The organism is Shewanella waksmanii (assembly GCF_043643685.1).
Lineage (GTDB): Bacteria > Pseudomonadota > Gammaproteobacteria > Enterobacterales > Shewanellaceae > Shewanella > Shewanella waksmanii_A.
In genome coordinates this window covers 21,151-39,635 of record NZ_JBHZSN010000017.1, presented here as the reverse complement: position 1 = coordinate 39,635, position 18,485 = coordinate 21,151, and the positions used below count along the sequence as shown (strand labels likewise).

General features: G+C 45.5%; 15 protein-coding genes. 12 read left to right on the top strand and 3 right to left on the bottom strand.

Translation table 11 applies throughout. The features are described 5' to 3' along the window. Positions 1-106: 106 nt before the first annotated feature. Complete coding sequence (locus ACHUFW_RS19760) at positions 107-976, bottom strand: LysR family transcriptional regulator (protein ID WP_394205562.1); 870 nt, start codon at positions 974-976, stop codon at positions 107-109. A gap of 273 nt (positions 977-1,249) precedes the next feature. On the opposite strand from ACHUFW_RS19760, the gene ACHUFW_RS19755 reads away from it, so the two are divergent. The 10 genes from ACHUFW_RS19755 to ACHUFW_RS19710 all read left to right on the top strand — a co-directional run bounded on the left by ACHUFW_RS19755 (position 1,250) and on the right by ACHUFW_RS19710 (position 12,100). Continuing rightward, entirely contained in the window at positions 1,250-1,516 is a 267-nt protein-coding gene (locus tag ACHUFW_RS19755; protein ID WP_394205561.1) for a DksA/TraR family C4-type zinc finger protein, read from the top strand. A 191-nt stretch (positions 1,517-1,707) separates the two neighbouring features. Beyond that, positions 1,708-2,838, top strand: a complete 1,131-nt coding sequence (locus tag ACHUFW_RS19750) for an S-(hydroxymethyl)glutathione dehydrogenase/class III alcohol dehydrogenase (protein ID WP_394205559.1) — start codon at positions 1,708-1,710, stop codon at positions 2,836-2,838. A gap of 111 nt (positions 2,839-2,949) precedes the next feature. Continuing rightward, on the top strand, positions 2,950-3,789 hold the full coding sequence (fghA, locus tag ACHUFW_RS19745; RefSeq protein ID WP_394205557.1) for an S-formylglutathione hydrolase: 840 nt from the start codon (positions 2,950-2,952) through the stop codon (positions 3,787-3,789). A gap of 226 nt (positions 3,790-4,015) precedes the next feature. Continuing rightward, positions 4,016-4,936, top strand: a complete 921-nt coding sequence (locus ACHUFW_RS19740; protein ID WP_394205555.1) for a helix-turn-helix domain-containing protein — start codon at positions 4,016-4,018, stop codon at positions 4,934-4,936. Between the two features lie 164 nt (positions 4,937-5,100). Next, positions 5,101-7,275 (top strand): TonB-dependent siderophore receptor, encoded by a 2,175-nt coding sequence (locus tag ACHUFW_RS19735; protein WP_394205553.1) that lies wholly within the window; start codon positions 5,101-5,103, stop codon positions 7,273-7,275. A gap of 52 nt (positions 7,276-7,327) precedes the next feature. Next, entirely contained in the window at positions 7,328-8,035 is a 708-nt protein-coding gene (locus ACHUFW_RS19730) for a siderophore ferric iron reductase (protein ID WP_394205551.1), read from the top strand. A 10-nt stretch (positions 8,036-8,045) separates the two neighbouring features. Beyond that, a complete protein-coding gene (locus ACHUFW_RS19725; RefSeq protein WP_394205549.1) occupies positions 8,046-8,813 on the top strand; it encodes an ABC transporter ATP-binding protein in 768 nt (255 codons plus the stop codon). Beyond that, positions 8,807-9,760: an iron-siderophore ABC transporter substrate-binding protein gene (locus ACHUFW_RS19720; protein ID WP_394205547.1), complete on the top strand. Its 954-nt coding sequence runs from the start codon at positions 8,807-8,809 to the stop codon at positions 9,758-9,760. The genes ACHUFW_RS19725 and ACHUFW_RS19720 overlap by 7 nt, the downstream gene beginning before the upstream one ends. Beyond that, on the top strand, positions 9,757-11,763 hold the full coding sequence (fhuB, locus tag ACHUFW_RS19715; RefSeq protein WP_394205545.1) for a Fe(3+)-hydroxamate ABC transporter permease FhuB: 2,007 nt from the start codon (positions 9,757-9,759) through the stop codon (positions 11,761-11,763). The genes ACHUFW_RS19720 and fhuB overlap by 4 nt, the downstream gene beginning before the upstream one ends. 31 nt (positions 11,764-11,794) lie before the next feature. Then, on the top strand, positions 11,795-12,100 hold the full coding sequence (locus ACHUFW_RS19710) for an NIPSNAP family protein (RefSeq protein ID WP_394205543.1): 306 nt from the start codon (positions 11,795-11,797) through the stop codon (positions 12,098-12,100). 51 nt (positions 12,101-12,151) lie between these two features. Here the strand turns inward: ACHUFW_RS19710 and ACHUFW_RS19705 are convergent, their stop codons facing one another. Then, positions 12,152-13,747, bottom strand: coding sequence for a ShlB/FhaC/HecB family hemolysin secretion/activation protein (locus tag ACHUFW_RS19705; protein ID WP_394205617.1), 1,596 nt, complete (start codon positions 13,745-13,747; stop codon positions 12,152-12,154). Positions 13,748-13,971: 224 nt separating this feature from the next. Continuing rightward, positions 13,972-15,192, bottom strand: a complete 1,221-nt coding sequence (locus tag ACHUFW_RS19700) for a threonine/serine exporter family protein (protein WP_394205541.1) — start codon at positions 15,190-15,192, stop codon at positions 13,972-13,974. A 330-nt stretch (positions 15,193-15,522) separates the two neighbouring features. Here ACHUFW_RS19700 and ACHUFW_RS19695 point away from each other — a divergent pair, with 330 nt between their 5' ends. Next, positions 15,523-15,927, top strand: a complete 405-nt coding sequence (locus ACHUFW_RS19695) for an MAPEG family protein (RefSeq protein WP_394205539.1) — start codon at positions 15,523-15,525, stop codon at positions 15,925-15,927. 181 nt (positions 15,928-16,108) lie between these two features. After that, the gene (locus ACHUFW_RS19690) at positions 16,109-18,424 is read left to right on the top strand and encodes a YgiQ family radical SAM protein (protein WP_394205537.1); all 2,316 of its coding nucleotides are present in this window, start codon (positions 16,109-16,111) and stop codon (positions 18,422-18,424) included. The last annotated feature ends 61 nt before the right edge of the window (positions 18,425-18,485 follow it).

Below are 18,485 nucleotides of genomic sequence, written 5' to 3'. Positions count from 1 at the left end.
TATAGAGGGTAAGTTAACTTTCTTTGTAATTTTAACTAGTTGTATTTATTGACTTGACCTATAGCCCAAGCTAAAGGTCAAATCTGGTTGAAATATTTGACGCCATCTATTTTAGTGCAGTACTTAAATGCTCAAGCAATATACGTACCTTAGGTGATAGATGACGATTTTGTGGGTACAGTGCCCAGATACCTTCTTTGGGTTGACGGTTTTGCTCAAGTAATGGTGTTAGTTGGCCATTGTCAATATAGGGTAAGACGTAGTAGTCAGGCAGCTGCACTATACCAATCCCTTTGATTGCGGCATCGACTAATGCATGGCCACTATTACAGCTTAACGTGCCAGTTACTCGTACATTTCTGGTTTTGCCACTCTCTTGAAAACGCCAGTAGTCCATGGTGCCAATTAAACAGTTATGCTGATCAAGCTCTGATAGTGAGTGAGGTATCCCGTAGGTAGAGAGATAGCTTGGCGCTGCACAAACATACTGGGTACGGTTGCTGAGTTTCTTTGCCATCATGCTTGAGTCTTCTAAGTGACCTAATCTAATGGCTAAATCGTAGCCTTCATCTATTAGATCTAATTTTTGGTTGCTTAGATTGAGTTTGACTTCAAGTTCAGGGTATAGCGCTGCAAAATCGTTAATTAGGGGAGCTAAGGTCATTTCCCCGTAGGTTACAGGGGCGGTGACTTTTAACAACCCTCTAGGCGTGGTTTGCAAATTGGTGATTGCGCGTTCAGCTTCATCTAAGCCATCTAATACTTGGCGACAATGTTGATAATAGATACGGCCGACTTCGGTGACTGAAACCTTGCGGGTGGTACGGTGAAACAACTTTGCTGCAAGCCGGGTTTCTAATGCACTAATTTGTCGGCTGACTTGGGCTGTAGAAATGCCGAGGCGTTGTGATGCTTTAGTGAAGCTTTCAGCTTCAGCAACCGCTACAAATTCACTGACGCCTTCCCAATTAAACATAGCTATGCCCCCTAAATACCGCTGTTAATTATTACCAAATGGTAAAAGATATTTTCATTTTAAGCTAATTATCTTTTATATAGGAATAAATATAATGACCTTAAGTTTTACGATCATCGCTTGATGAGCACAGTGATGATTTTATTGAATCAGATGAAATATGTTCAGTGTTTGTCGACGAATGAGCTGCACTAGGCTATAGATTAATGACTTTGGTTATGAGTCGAGCTACCGAGCCATTGAGCGATACGATTGCCATAAAGAGGTGACTACATGGCGGGAGGATGGTCGAAAGACGGCGCTGTACAAGAGCAGATTGATAGCAGTATCGATGATGCTGTTGCAGCAGCAAGAAACTTATTGAATCGAGGCGACAGTCTGGCGTTCTGTCAGGAGTGTGGCGAGCCCATCCCAAAAGCGAGGCAAGTAGCCGTTGTGGGTGTTCGTTACTGTATTGAGTGCCAGAACATGTTAGATCGCGATAAAGCCAAACAGCAGTTATTTAACCGTCGCGGTAGCAAAGATAGTCAGTTGCGGTAGATATTGAGAATCACAAACAGCGTGCAGTACCGCTTATTGGAGGTACTGCACGCAAAAGATTATTACTATATGGAAAAAGTTAATTACCTATTGATAGGATTATCAAGTTTCAATAGGTCGATATAATTCTAGCCATACCCACTGCGGTAATACACCGTATTTTCCAGTTTATATAAGAGTAGGAATACAAGATGACAGCACAAACGATTAAATCAAAAGCCGCAGTTGCTTGGGCCGTTGGTGAACCGCTTTCGATGGAAATTGTGGATGTTATGCCACCACAAAAAGGCGAAGTGCGGGTAAAAATGATTGCCACTGGCGTATGCCATACGGATGCATTCACGCTGTCTGGTGATGATCCTGAAGGAATTTTCCCTTGTATTTTGGGCCATGAAGGTGGCGGTATTGTTGAATCAGTGGGTGAGGGTGTTACCAGTGTAAAAGTAGGTGACCATGTTATTCCACTGTATACCCCAGAGTGTGGTGAATGTAAGTTCTGTAAGTCTGGCAAAACCAATTTATGTCAGAAAATTCGTGAAACACAAGGTAAAGGCTTGATGCCCGATGGCACCACGCGTTTTTCTAAAGACGGTCAACCTATTTATCACTACATGGGGACCTCAACGTTTTCTGAATACACGGTATTGCCTGAGATCTCTTTAGCTAAAGTCAATCCAGAAGCGCCGCTTGAAGAAGTTTGTCTACTCGGCTGTGGTGTTACCACAGGTATGGGTGCGGTGATGAACACTGCAAAAGTTGAAGAGGGCTCAACTGTTGCCATCTTTGGTATGGGCGGTATTGGTTTATCAGCGGTGATTGGTGCCACTATGGCAAAAGCCTCTCGTATTATTGCCATTGATATCAATGAAAGTAAGTTTGATTTGGCCCGTAAATTGGGTGCTACTGACTGCATCAACCCTAAAGATTACGACAAGCCGATTCAAGAAGTAATTGTTGAACTCACAGATGGCGGTGTTGACTACTCATTTGAGTGTATTGGTAACGTGAATATCATGCGTAGTGCACTTGAGTGTTGTCACAAAGGTTGGGGTGAATCAGTGATTATTGGTGTTGCAGGTGCAGGTCAAGAGATCTCAACACGTCCATTCCAGCTAGTCACTGGGCGAGTCTGGAAGGGCAGTGCATTTGGTGGTGTTAAAGGACGTTCAGAGTTGCCTGATTATGTTGAGCGCTACATGGCTGGAGAGTTCCAGTTGAATGATTTTATCACCCACACCATGGGGCTTGAACAAGTCAATGATGCTTTTGATTTGATGCATGAAGGTAAAAGTATTCGTACTGTGATTCACTTTGACAAATAACGTCATGGGGTAAGTCAACAAGCGCTTAACTGCGCTTGTTGTGTTTTATTTGGTTCATTTATCCGACTCATTGAGCGGAGAAAGTTAATCTTTTAAAGGAGACGCGCCTTTATGACCGTCGAGAACATCAGCGTTAACAAAAGCTTTGGTGGTTGGCATAAGCAATATACCCATCAATCTACATCACTAAATTGTGCGATGCGGTTTGCCATTTACCTACCGCCTCAAGCGGCTATGGGTGATAAGGTTCCTGTGCTGTATTGGTTATCAGGATTAACGTGTACTGATGAGAACTTTATGCAAAAAGCTGGTGCACAACGCATTGCCGCTGAATTAGGCATCGCAATAGTCGCACCGGATACGAGTCCAAGGGGCGATGATATCGCCAATGACGAAGGTTATGATTTAGGCCAAGGTGCCGGTTTTTATGTTAATGCCACACAGGCGCCTTGGAATCGTCATTACAGAATGTATGACTATGTGGTCAATGAGTTGCCGCAATTAATTGAGTCTATGTTCCCAGTCAGTCAAAAGCGCGCTATTGCAGGTCATTCAATGGGTGGCCATGGCGCATTAACGATTGCACTGAAAAATCCTCATGCCTATCAGTCGGTATCGGCTTTTAGTCCAATTGTTAATCCGGTTAATTGTCCTTGGGGCAAAAAGGCGTTTACTGCTTATTTAGGCCGTGATACCAGCACTTGGGCTGAGTATGATGCAAGTTTGCTGATGCGTCAGGCCACAGAGTTTGTGCCAGCTTTAGTTGATCAAGGGGAAGCAGACGATTTCCTTACCGAGCAATTAAAACCTGAAGTATTAGTGGCGGCGGCTAAGGTGAGCCAATATCCATTAACTCTCAATATGCAAGAAGGTTATGATCATAGCTATTACTTTATTGCGAGTTTTATTGAGAATCACCTTCGTTTTCATGCTCAGTACCTACAGGGTTAATGATTCGATAGCGAGCCGCACTCAGATAAAGCTGCCTTTATGGCGGCTTTTTTATTGGGTCAATTAAGCTATTAATATGCCGATTGGTATTACGGTCTTGGTTATGATAATGCCATGGGAGAGTGATGATTTTGAGTTTTCAGCGCAATGCATTACATGCGATGGAACTTGCTAAAAATCTTATATAGCGTAGCTTATCTAAGGAAGCACTAGCGTAGGAAACAGCATGACACGTCAAAGTCCTTTTACTCGCACCGAGCGAGTATTGGCATATATCCATGACAATTTAGAGCAAGCGTTAACATTGGACGATCTTGCGCGTGTTTGTGGTGTTTCTCGCTGGCAGCTACAACGCATTTTTCAGCAACAAACTGGGCTGAATGTTGCCCAATATGTGCGCGAATTAAAACTGAGCTTGGCCGCCGATACGGTACTGCAAAGTGATGGACGAATGTTAGATATTGCCTATCAACATGGTTTTGCATCGGAGGTGAGTTTTAGTCGTGCATTTAAGCAATTTTTTGGACTCAGTCCCAGTGCTTATCGACGCCGTGGTATTAGAGTCGGGCTACGTAATCCGATTCAAATTGGCCGCAGTAATCAAATTGACCATGCATTTTTACAGACACGTATAGAGTACCGTGAGCCTTTTGCTATTTTCGGTTTGTCTACCGCATTGCAAGGCGTGCTCGCGGAAAAACCCGATTTTTACACTCAAGTGCCTTTGACTTGGGAGAAGCTATTATCACAAGTGGCGCAGCTTGATGGCTTGGAGGCGCAGATGATAGGGGTGGTTGATACGCGACTAACCCATGATAGCCAGCAACATATTGAGTATTGGGCAGGATTAAATGTGCACTTAGATTATCTGGCTCAACTTAAACAGCTGCAAAGCCAATCTTGTTTATCTCGCTTGGCGATTCCAGCTCAAGAATATGCGGTGGTTTCTTATCAGGGACAATTAAGCGGTTTTAGCCAGCTAGTGGAGTGGTTGATATGTGAATGGCTTCCTGATTCAGGCTACGACAGCATTAATGGCTTTGAGCTAGAGTGTTACGGTGAGTTGGCTCTACATGGCCATCAACCGAGTCAAATGGAGTATTGGTTACCCGTCATTCCTGTCACACAGCCACGTAAAAAATTGTGATTCCACTCTCGAATTGAAGCTTCTACGATCACTTTCCTCGGTTGATGCACCAAATTGTTAAATGTGAGCAAATGAAACAGTATATCATCCGCACTTGATAATCATTCTCATTAGTGTTCAGGTTGATTTAATTCTGGACACGTTTACCGGGTAAAGAGGGCGGTATGGTCTCAGCAACAAACAACAAGTCTTTTAAGTTAACAATGGTCGCCACAGCGGTTGGCGTGTCGTTAGCTTGTTCAGCACAAGTCGTGGCAGCTGAAAACGAGGATCTCAAAGCGGAGATTCCAACAATGGAAACGATTACGGTGCTGGGTCATGCATACCGTAATACAGCAACCAAAACCGCCCTAACACCAATGGAAACGCCGCAAGGTGTGACAGTGATTGATAGTGAACTACTGAAAGAGCGCGGCGTTAAATCACTTAACCAAGCATTACGTTATGTGCCAGGGGTGACCACAGAGCAAAAAGGTGGTGCGGTCACCATGTATGACACCTTTAATATTCGTGGTTTTGATGTCAACCAAAGCTACTATGATGGTCTAGTGCTGCAATATCTCAATGGTTGGAACTTGCAACCCCAAATTGATCCAATTGCTTTAGAGCAGGTTGAAGTCTTTAAGGGCCCAACATCTGTGCTTTATGGTTCTATGCCACCAGGCGGCATGGTGAATATGATTGCTAAAACACCGCAAAGCACCAGCAGCACTGAGCTGAATGTCGCAACCGGTTCGCATAATCTAAAAGAAGCGTCAATTGATACTACTGGACAGATTGGTGATAGTGATTTCTCTTATCGAATTATTGCCTTGGCGCGCAGTAAAGATGGTCAAGTTGATCATACTAAAGAAGAGCGTTTCGTGTTTGCGCCTTCTGTTGACTGGAACATTTCTGACAGCACTTATGTGAACTTTAATCTGTACTATCAAAATGATCCGTCTATGGGAATGAACTCATCATTACCCGCTTCTGGGATGATTTATGACAACCCCAATGGCAGTACGAGTCTATCAACCTTTGCTGGCGACAAGAACTGGTCTGAATTTGAGCGTGAGTTCGTATTAGCTGGGTATAAGATCAATCATGATTTCAATGATAACTGGTCATTCCTACAGAACTTCCGCTATATGGATGCATCGCTTACTCAGAAAAATACCTATCATATTGCGGATAATTTTGATCCAACGACAGGTAACCTAGATCGTAATATCTATAGCACCGAAGAAAGCTCAACGGGTTACACCATTGATAACCAACTGTCTGGCTTAGTCATGACGGGTAATGTCGAGCATAACTTGTTGTTTGGTTTGGACTATCAAAAGTTGGACGGCGTATCGGCCTACTCTGAGTATGGCACTACAAGTCAATTTGGTACGTTCAATATCTTTAATCCAAACAATGACATGATCGACCCATCTCAGTTGTCTTCCACTTACGATGCAACTGACGATGTTAAGGTTGAGCAGCTTGGTGTGTATTTCCAGAACCAAATGCGTATTGACCAATTGATCATGATTTTTGGTGGTCGTTGGGATGATTACACCTCTTCAAGTGATTACTCTGATGATTATGGTGCGAGTAAAACTCAAGCCGATCAGCAAGAGTTTTCTTATCGTGTTGGTGCCATGTATGAATTTGCAAACGGCATCTCACCATTCATTAGCTACGCCACTAGCTTTGAACCAGTTGCAGGGACTAAAACAGACGGCTCAACTTACAAGCCTGAGATGGGTGAGCAATTTGAGTTTGGTTTAAAATATAGCTCAGATGATGCTAGCAGAACTGCGGCGATTTCATTCTTTAACATCGTTAAAAGTGATGCACTGATGGCGAACCCTGATGATCCTTGGGGTGACAAGCTTCAAATTGGTGAAATTGAATCCCGTGGTGCAGAGTTTGAGGGTCATTGGTATATGACTGATAACTTTGATGTTGCATTGAACTATACCTACATTGATATGGAAATTACCAAAGATGCTGGCAACGGTCTGCAAGGTACTCAGCCTATTTATGTGCCTAAGCATGCTGCTTCTCTATGGTCAAACTACTATATCGATGATGGCGCCCTTGTCGGTTTGCGCATTGGCGGTGGTGTCCGCTATGTCGGCGAAATGCAGATGGATGCCATGAACACTGATACGGTTGAATCCTACACTTTAGTTGATTTATCGCTTGGGTATGACTTAAGTGAACTAAGCGGTAGCCTGCTAGGTGCGAGTGTTAACCTCGTTGCCAACAACCTGTTCAATGAAGAGTATTACACTTGCTATGATTCAGTGAACTGCTGGTATGGCGCAGAGCGCAACATTGAACTCAACTTTAAGTACAATTTCTAACGTATTGATTAAGCGGTGAGTAATCCTCACCGCTTAATGCGTTTGGTGAACAATGACACAACAGGTTATTCAACAGATTTACCAACACTGTGAGCAGTTATCGCCCTACCTTAAGGCGATAGCAACAGCTGATGTGCAACCTGATGCAATGCCAATTCGCGGTAGTGACTCCAACCTTGAAGTGATCAAGTCGCTTCATCATCATCTACAACAGCAAGCGCCAGAGGCAGGTCGCAGTTATTGGCTTACCAGAAGTTGGGATTTACTGACTTGGCAGCCCTTGTATTTAGCCGTCACCGCCATTTATCAATGCCAGGCTCTGCCTAATTTACAGCAGATGCAGCAACGTCATTGCGCTGGAGTCGTTGCCGGTTTTAGCTTTAGCTGCACCGCATGTGCCAGTGGCTCAATTAAGCAGTTGGTGATGCAAGCGGGCAAGCAGCTACGGGCCATGTTCGACCATTATCGCGTCGAACTTGATCAATCGGTTCGCTGTCGGCCTAAATTTACCGATGCACTGTTAGCTGATACCTTAATCACTCGCTTGTTGTTGCTACAACAAACTCACCCTGAGATGTCACCTGAACAACTACAACAACACATTGCTTGGTGGCTTGAAGCCATGTCGTTATCTAATGACTACCTCGACACTGTACGTCGTAATTGCGCTAACCAATTAGTGTTACAGCGCACCAGTTGTTGCGCTGTGTATAAAACTGCTAGCGGTAGCAAATGTGCCAATTGCCCCCGGCTCAAATAAAGAGTAATTCATGTACCAATTGAAAAATGTCAAAGTGATCCGCGAGCAGCGAACTATTTTAGATATTGAAGATTTAAGCATTGATCCCCATGCATTGACCGTGGTGTTAGGTCACAACGGTTCCGGTAAGTCTACCTTGGTCAATTTGCTAGCCAATCAATTTGAACCTGAGCACGGCCAAGTCACGTTAGCAGGTAAAGCGTTAGCAAACTATGGGGCTAAATCGTTAGCACGAACGGTGGCATATTTGCCACAAAAGCTTCCTGAAGTGGCTGGGCTCAATGTGGCTGAGCTAGTTAGGTTAGGCCGTTTCCCTTGGCGCGGTACTCTGGGGCGTTGGCGTCAGGAAGATGAGCAAATTATTGCCGAGGCGATGGCAGAAACCGGTGTGACCAAGTTTAAAGATACCTTAGCGGACCAATTATCCGGAGGAGAGCGCCAACGCACATGGGTGGCAATGTTGTTAGCGCAACAGGCTGAATTATTGATCTTGGATGAGCCGACCTCTGCACTGGATATTCAACATCAATATCAACTGATGGATCTACTGAGCCGATTAAATAAAGCCACGGGTAAAGGTGTCATCGTTATTCTGCATGACCTTAACCTTGCACTGCGTTATGCCACACAAATTGTGGCACTAAAAGGCGGTAAAGTCGCGTTTAATGGTGATGTGGCACTACTACAAGATGAGCAGCGCTTATCTGATCTTTATGCCACGCCAGTGACATTAGTGGATCATCCACATCAGCCGCACAAGGTGGCGATTGTATGTTAAGTCGAGCAGCCATAGCGCTACTATTGGCGGGGCTATTACACCTGTTTATTAGCTTTGATAGCTACGCACAACCCTTGTTAGTGCAGGACAGCCAAGGTCAACATCAGTTTGCTGAGGTACCACAGCGGGTCGCGGCGCTCAATTGGGATATTGCTGAACAAGTGCTTGCCTTAGGTGTTACTCCCATTGCGATGCCTGATATCGGTGAATACCGAGAGTGGGTGATGAAGCCTAAAGTGCCTGACAGTGTTATGGATATCGGCAGTCGGGTTGAACCTAATTTACAACGACTAGCGGCACTGAAGCCTGATGTGATCATTATTGCATCACCGCAGTTAGATTTAATGCCGCGCTTACAGCAAATCGCCCCAGTGTTGTTTTATCAAACTTACAGTGAACAACACGACAATGCTCAAGCGGCGATCGATAATTTCAAACATATTGCCAAACTGTTGGGACGAGAACAGCAGGCGACACAACGCCTCATGCAGATGGATGAAAAATTACTGCAGTTAAAGACCCAGTTATTAGAGGCTTACAATGGTCAGCTGCCAAAAGTCACTACGTTTCGTTTTGCCAGTTTGACGTCTGTTTACCAATATGGTGATAACTCCACAGCACAATATGCCTTGCAGCGATTGGGGATACAGCCCGCGATTGCGCAAAGTGCAACTCAATGGGGCGTTAAGCAGCAGAGATTAAAGAACCTGCGGCATATTGACCAGGGGGTGGCATTGTACTTTGAGCCATTTGCTCAACAATCTCAGCTGGCACAAAGTGTCATGTGGAATGCCATGCCTTTTGTACGTAATGGCCGAATGAATGCGGTGGCCTCTGCTTGGAACTATGGTGGTGCAGTGTCAATTGAGTATATGGCCGAGGCGCTCACCACGAGTTTGTTAGCGATAGCGCCAAACGCGGTCGCGGCACCAGTGGAGGCACCATGATAAGTTTCTCCATGAGCCGTTATGGTTTTTGTCTGTTGTTGCTGGTGGCGTTTTGTTGTGTATCTGCGCAAGTCGATACCCAAATTAGCTTAGCTCAGCAATGGCAGCTGTTTAGTCATTTTGGTGACCGCAGTGTATTAGCGACAGATTTCGACGCCATCATGTTTGTCGACGCGCAGCTGCCGCGAATCGTTATGGCCTTGATGGTCGGGGCGGTGTTGGGGTTAGTCGGTAGCTTAATGCAGCAGCTGACCCAAAACCCGCTAGTATCGCCAATGACGTTAGGTACTGCATCGGGAGCTTGGTTGGCGTTAGTGGTAATGAACGTCTGGTTCCCCACTTGGGTGGGCGATTATGCGTCGATTGCAGCCACTGTCGGCGCGATGCTGACTTTAGGGTTGGTCATATTAATTGCAGGGATGAAAAATCTATCTGGTTTACCTGTGGTATTAGCCGGTATGGCGGTGAATATTTTATTGGGAGCGGTGGCAACCGCGATCATTTTACTTAATGACCAATACGCTAAAAACCTATTTATTTGGGGGGCTGGCGACCTCGCCCAAAATGGATGGCAACAAGTACAATGGTTATGGCCTAAATTGCTAGTTGCGGTGTTCATTTTCCTGTTTGCGCCGCGCATTTTAGCGCTACTTCGTATGGGACAAGCTGGCGCGGCAGCGCGTGGGTTAAACATTATTCCGGCCATTCTAGGACTGTTTACCTTAGGGATTTGGTTGGTTTCTGTGTCCATCACCACTGTCGGGGTGATTAGTTTTATTGGCTTACTGGCACCGAATATCGCTCGCCAACTTGGTGCACGTACTCCCAAGGATGAGCTATTGCTGAGTATGCTACTTGGTGCAACCGTGCTGGTTGCGACCGATGCACTGGCTATGACCATGAGTATGTTAACCTTTGATGTGGTTCCCTCTGGCACCGCAGCGGCATTGATTGGCGCGCCAGCGCTTATCTGGTTTACTCGCCGTAAGCTAACCGCACAAGATCAGCTTTCATTTGCGATGCCTAAAAGTCGCTATCACATGAATACAGCAGGTGTGGCATTGATGGCGCTCGTTGTCGTCGTATTAGCTGCGGTGTCGCTACTGTTTGGCCAAGTCACTCAAGGCACCGAGGTGTTATGGCAATGGCAACTGCCAGACAGTTTCCAATGGCAAATACAATGGCCAAGGCTGGTCACGAGCTTAGCGGCGGGAGCCGGACTCGCTGTAGCAGGGGTATTGCTGCAAAGGCTGATTTACAACCCGTTGGCGAGTCCAGATATTCTTGGTATTTCAGCTGGCGCAACTTGTGCGTTAGTTGCTGGTAGTGTGTTTATTGGCTTGAATATTTTTGACGCTGCCCCCTTCATTGCATTTGCAGGCAGTATGGGCGTGTTAGGGCTGTTGTTGCTACTTGGGCGTCGTCATCAGTTTGCACCATCCATGTTAATCCTGACCGGTATCGCATTGACTGCGCTGATTGAAGCCTTAGTGCAGTTTGCTCTCGCGCGGGGTGATGAAACGTCCTATACCATCTTAAGTTGGTTGGCAGGTTCGACGTATCGCGTGGCAGAATCATCCGCGCTGTGGTTGTTACTCGGCATAGGCCTGTTAGTGGGATTTGCAATGGCAACTCAACGCTGGTTAACCTTGATTTCAACCGGGCGTGATTTTGCTAAAGCACGGGGACTGAACGTACCTAGAGCATTTTTATTGCTGCTTTGTTGTGTTGCGTTGTTGTGTGCTTTTGTCACCGCGACGATGGGGCCTGTGGCATTTGTTGGCTTGCTCGCGCCTCATATGGCTGTGATGTTGGGGGCAAAGAAAGTACAACAGCAAATTCCTGTTGCAGCCATGATGGGCGCTGGGCTGATGATTTTGTCTGATTGGATTGGTCAAAACGTGGTTTACCCATCGCAAATCGCTGCTGGCACTGTGGTGTCAGTGGTGGGCGGCTTGTACTTTATTTTGTTGTTACTAAAAGGCCAGCGGGCAGCGCGTTAATCAAAGTTATTGATAAATAGGGAGTATTATCATGGTCACTTGTTATGTTCGTTATATTATTGACCCGACAAAATTAGCTGAATTTGAAGTTTACGCCAAAATGTGGATTCCACTGGTTAAACAATTTGGCGGTTCACACAATGGCTATTTTTTACCATCTGAAGGGGCAAACAACGTCGCGCTTGCTTTATTTACATTTGAAAGTTTGGCGGCTTATGAGGTCTATCGCCGACAATCTTTAGCTTGTTCTGATTGTCAAAAGGCGATTGATTATGCTGAGCAAACTCAGTGTATTATCAGCTATGAGCGCAGCTTTTTTCGTCCCGCATTGGCATAAAAAAATAGCAAATTCAAGCCGATATATAGCTCTGTAGCAAAGGAAAACTGTTCAAAAGTGGCGTTTTACTTGGAATTGCCACTCCCATTTATCGACATTGGGGCCAGTTTTGTAGGGAACGGTAAAGTTAATATGGGCGACGTTGCCATAGCTTGAGCGAGATGAATAGATGCGTGCGCCAATGCCAACACTACCAATTGGCCCGTCGATAGCATTGGTTTGATATTCGCCGCCACTTGCTTCGCCTAAATCGGTAAACACCGCCCAACCTAAATCGGCCAGTTGATATAAATTGATATTGGGATAGTTACGAATTTCAGTGGTTAATACCCATTGATTATCACCGTGTTGGTAGTCGTTGGGATAGCCTCTGACTCCAGTTTCATCGCCTAATGTCATCGGTTGATCGAGATAATTATTACGCGAACTTGTGAGACGAACTTTGCTGTAGGAGGTCCATTTAGGGGTAATATGATAAAAATACTCCGCAGTAAATGTCAGTCGATAACGATCTTGCTGCGCAGTGGCAAACACACCGTCACCGTTAAGTGACAGTAAGGTTAAGTGGTTATCTTTTTGGTAGCCACGGGACCCATAATAGCTGAGATGATATCCAAGTGGGTCTTGGTTATTTAAATCTTGGGTCTCAAACCCGAGCTTAATAAAGTGGTGCCAGCCTAAGTTGAGATCTTCGTTATGGCTAATAAGGTGAATATTGTTAAGCACCCTGAAGTCATCATCTAAGTACTCATACGCCAACCAAGGGTAGAGAAAGTCTCTATCTTGTGGCAAGGCGACATCGGGGTAGGCGTCCACATGGTCAAACTGGTGCTTATCTTGGGTCAGACCAAACAGTAGTCGACTGCGAGAGCTTTTGTTGAGGGTGATACGCCGACCATATTGAATATTGATGTAATCAATTTGGTGGGCGAACTCACTGATATCTTGTCCATTTTGCTTGATGGTATCTGTGCGTAAATTATCAATGTAATTTAGGCCATACATGTCAGTGGTGTTGAGGGTATAAAATGGCTTGTTGAAGGTAAACTGCGTTGCCTGGCCATCGCTATTGTCATGAAAGTCGACCGCGACAGTGGAGTGCTTAATAAAGCCATCTAGCGGTGCTTCAACGGCAAGTTTATACCCGCTGCGGTCATCATCTGAGGAGTATCTTAAGCGAGTGCGAATGCCGTAACCGAGTAAGTTATCCTCTTTTAATCCCACCGAAAACTTACTCTCTCCGCCACTATGGCTAAGGCTAAATGTCGGTAACAAAGACCAGTTATCCCAAGTCTCAACTAAGACGACTTGTTCTTTGTCGTGTGGCTGAGCATCGCTGCTACTGTCTTGTTGGGTAAAGGTGATTTTTGCATCGCGTAAATACGCTTCTTTTCGCAGGATCCGCTGTGCTTCCGCCAGATCTTTTTTTGAGACAGTATCGCCTTCTTTAAAGGCTAGCTTATTAATGATGACCGATTCGCGGGTGTTAATGTGCAGATAGTTAGCCCAATCGTGGATAAAAAATGCATCTTCGTCGGACTCGTCAAAAATAGGATTACTGACGACAACAATTTTTTTTACGCTGTGCTTGTCTTTTTCCTCACTGACGGCCACATGGTTGGTTTGTCGCGCATCGCTCCAAGCCATCTGGCTTAAAGGGAGTAAAAGAGTGAGTAGCGCTAGGCGGATATTCAATATTATTAACCATCAATTTAGGGTGACATAGGCAATGTACTTATCGGTATAGTGACCTATTAATAACAGACCTAGATTGAAAGTTAGTCAAGCAGTTGGGCAAAATAAGTTGATGATTTTACATTAACAATCACTCAGATACTGGCTGTAAATGAGTGATTGCCTTGCGGGATAAGCTATAGGGTTTTACGTGGTGGTACTGCAACGTTAGCGAAAATGAGGCCAGCGATAAGCGACATAAAGATGAGGAAAATTTGGGTGCCAATGTGACTTTGATTGAGCATGGTTTCACCTAAGATCAGCGTATTAAGGCCGATATAGGTTTTACTTCCAGGCACCAAAATCACAATGCCTTGCAGCAAAGCAATAGACGCTGGTGCTTTCATCCAACGGGCGTATAAGTTGGAGTAAACCCCTACTGCCAGCGCGCCAAAGAAAATACCAATGGAGTCGCCTAAATAGATGCCACCTAACATGGCTGAGAAAAATGCCACGATACCAGCCAGTACCCCCCAAGGTGAGTCTTTTAAACGGGCTTTAAAAATAATCACCAGCGCCATGGAGAGTATGGGTACCGCCGACCATATTGCCCATTGGGGCAGAGGTTGCGGTTCAAAGTAGATGGCTTCACCGAAAATGGCTTGGCCGATCACCATTCCAAATATGGCTCCAAAATAGAGCTTAAACAGCAACATGGATGCATCCATGATACGTGCTGTTCCAGAAATAAGATCCCGCGCTGCCAGCTCAGCTAGACCTAATGTGAGTGCAAGTCCTGGGATAAAAATAATAATGCCCGATAAGATCACCACTGGAATATTGATACTGGGATCATACTGGGCAATGCCACAGGCGGCGATGGCACATAAGATTGCTGCAAGGGGTTCTAAGGTTTCAGCCATGCGCTTGGAGCGTTCTGCACGGTACACTAATCCGTAGACCATAAAGCCCAAAATCGCCGACCAAAAGACATCATTCCAACTGGTGCCCATTAACATGGCAAAGGCGCCAGCCGAGCTACCAAACGCTAGCAAAGTGAGTAGATTGCCGTAAGGATTAGGTTTATTTGCGATCTCTTCGAGCCGGTCTAGCGCTTCACTCAGGGTGCGCTTGCCGGTAACTAACTCATCAACTAATTCATCAGTGCGGGCTAATGAGCCTAAATCCAGTTCGCCCGGCTTAACTCGAGCAACATGATTGTATTCCTGATCGGTATCATGTTGCAGAACAAAGGTCATTGAGGTGGGGGAAATAAGGAAATAACCATCAATACCCAGTAGGTTAGACACCGCCTGTAGGTGAGCTTCTAATCGGTAGGCGGGGGTGCCAAACTTGTGCAAAGATTTGCCCAGTTTGATGATAAATCGCCTTTTTTCAATAAACTCTTCGTTGGTCACTGATGATTCCACTTATTAATCAATTCGTGAGCCTAGGCTCAAGCGAGCGCATAGTAACCTATCTTGTGCCAAAAAGGTTAATGAGTTGCAGGTTTTTTTGCATCATTTTGATAAGTCTCAACCACGAGTACTAAATCGCGTTCCAATGGACCCTAACCTAAATTAGCGGGTTATTTTTAAAGCCATTGCAAACCCTTAGCATCCGCCTTAAGTTAGCCTAACAGGGTCGCGACTGAATCTGTAACCGACTGAGTCGTACAGCACGTTGGCTGTGAGTTGCGTATTAGATAGCGGGGGTCAGTGCCTGCAACACAATAACAAGGAATCGATATGAATTTGGCTATTTCGGGGTTTTATATAAGTTTGACCGCCATTTTAGTGGTTGTTCTGGCCATGCGTGTGGTGAAGTTGCGTCGGCGCCATAAAATAGGCATAGGCACTGAAGATAATCGTGCCCTCGCTTTGGCTTGTCGAGTACATGGAAATTTGATTGAGAATGCACCATTTGTACTGCTTTTGATGGTTGCTGCAGAATCGCAAGGGTTGGCACCTTTATGGTTACACTTAGCTGGAATTAGCTGGATTGTGGCACGCTTATTACATGCCATGGGGTTAACTCAAGGCAATGGCGGTTACCATTATGGTCGCTTTATGGGGGGATTAATTAGTTGGTTGCTTGTCCTTACACTGGCTGTGGTTAATATCATTTTTTTCGCAATCAAGGCATTTTCTTAGTGATTTGATGGATTTTTGTTCGCCTATGAGGGGGGGAGCCTGTTATACTCCGCCTCCATTTTAGCGAGTGTGTTCGTCTCCTTTTGCAGAGACTCGGTGATATAGATCCGCGTTTTTTAGGTGGCAGATTATACTTAGCGTTTAACCAGTCATCAGTTTAGTGAGTTAGGCACCGGCACCCATGCAAGTTGAATCAACACTCTTTACCCACCCAAAATATCGCCCAGAGCAAAAATCTGCGGCGCCATTTTTGCCTATGTCTCGTAAAGAGATGAATAAGCTAGGCTGGGATAGTTGTGACATCATTATTGTGACCGGCGATGCCTATGTGGATCATCCCAGTTTTGGTATGGCGGTGATTGGTCGTATGTTGGAAGCCCAAGGCTTTCGTGTAGGGATTATCTCGCAGCCAGATTGGTCTAATAAAAATGACTTTATGAAGCTAGGCAAGCCTAACCTGTATTTTGGGGTCACTGCCGGCAACATGGACTCGATGATCAACCGCTATACCGCTGAGCGTCGTTTACGTCACGATGACGCCTACACTGCGGGTAATGTTGGTGGTAAGCGCCCAGACCGTGCGGTAACGGTATATACTCAGCGCTGTAAAGAAGCTTATAAACAGGTGCCGGTGGTGATTGGCGGTATCGAGGCGAGCCTGCGACGTATTGCTCACTATGATTACTGGTCTGATAAAGTGCGTCGCTCTGTCATTTTAGATGCCAAAGCCGACATTTTGGTATACGGCAATGCCGAGCGACCATTGGTTGAGTTGTCTCACCGTATCGCTGCTGGTGAGTCTATTGGTGATATTCATGATGTGCGTGGTACTGCGGTGATCCGTAATCAGCCCTTACCTGAATGGAAAGGCATGGATTCACGTAAGCTGGATCAACTGCACAAGATAGACCCTATTCCGAATCCCTATGGTGCCGATGATGTAGGGTGCAAAAACTTATCTGGCCCCACGGATGAGAAAATCTTCGATAATGATGCGCCTAAAGCGATTTCAGTGCAGCCTCCACGCCCTAAGCCGTGGGAAAAAACCTATGTACTGTTGCCTAGCTATGAAAAAGTCGCAGAGGATAAATACCTGTACGCCCATGCCTCGCGGATTTTGCATCAAGAGCAAAACCCTGGCTGTGCGCGAGCGTTATTTCAGCCTCATGCTAAACGAGCTATTTGGGTCAACCCACCTGCGTGGCCATTGAATACCGATGAAATGGATGGCGTATTTGACCTTGCCTATAAGCGAGTTCCGCATCCAAGCTACGGTAAAGAGAAGATCCCTGCCTATGACATGATCAAAACCTCGATCAATATTATGCGAGGATGTTTTGGTGGCTGCTCTTTCTGTTCTATCACTGAGCATGAAGGACGTATTATTCAGAGTCGTTCGCAAGAATCGATTGTCAAAGAAATCAAAGATATTCAGGATAAAGTGCCTGGTTTTACCGGGGTGATTTCCGACCTAGGTGGCCCCACAGCCAACATGTATCGTCTTGGATGTAAAAGTGAAAAGGCTGAGAAAACCTGTCGACGTTTATCGTGTGTTTTCCCATCCATTTGTGGCCATCTTGATACTGACCATCAGGCAACCATTGATCTTTATCGCGCTGCTCGTGATGTGCCTGGCATCAAGAAAGTACTGATCGCTTCGGGTGTGCGGTATGACCTAGCAACTGAAGACCCACGCTATGTGAAAGAGCTGGCGAGTCATCATGTGGGCGGTTATTTAAAAATTGCACCGGAGCATACCGAGGAAGGCCCATTAAACAAAATGATGAAGCCCGGAATGGGCACCTACGATAAGTTTAAAGAGCTATTTGATAAATACTCTGCGCAAGCGGGTAAAAAGCAATATCTGATCCCTTATTTTATTTCTGCTCACCCAGGGACAACCAATGAAGACATGGTCAACTTGGCGTTGTGGCTAAAAGGCGAGAAGTTCAAGCTTGATCAAGTACAAAACTTTTATCCATCACCGATGGCGAATGCCACTACCATTTATCATACAGAGCTTAATTCACTAAAGAACGTTAAGCACAGTAGTGAGCAGGTTGATGTGCCAAAAGGTGGACGTCAACGTAAGTTGCACAAAGCCTTGTTGCGTTACCATGACCCAGCGGGTTGGCCGCTGATTCGCGAAGCACTTATTGATATGGGAAAAGCCAAGTTAATCGGTAATGGCCCTAACTGTTTAGTTCCAGCTGAGTCTCGCCAAGAGCGTGAAGCTAATCGTGGTAAACGTAAAGGTGGCGGTAACGGCAAAGGTGATGGCAGTAAGAAAGCGTTTACCCGCTTTAGTGGCGATCAATTTGCAGACAGAGAAGCTAGCAAAGCAAGTAAAAAGCCTACTCACAAATCGAAGTCTGGCAATCACAATCCTGCAAAAGCGGGTGGTAAACAGGCTGGTAAAGGTGGTCAAGGCACAGCAAATAATAAGCGCCGACCGGCCAAAAACGCCTGGGGCACAACGCCTAAGCATCAAAGGTAGTAGTCATTTGACGTAAAATAGGGGAACATCATTGATGTTCCCCTATTTTTTTAGGAGTTAA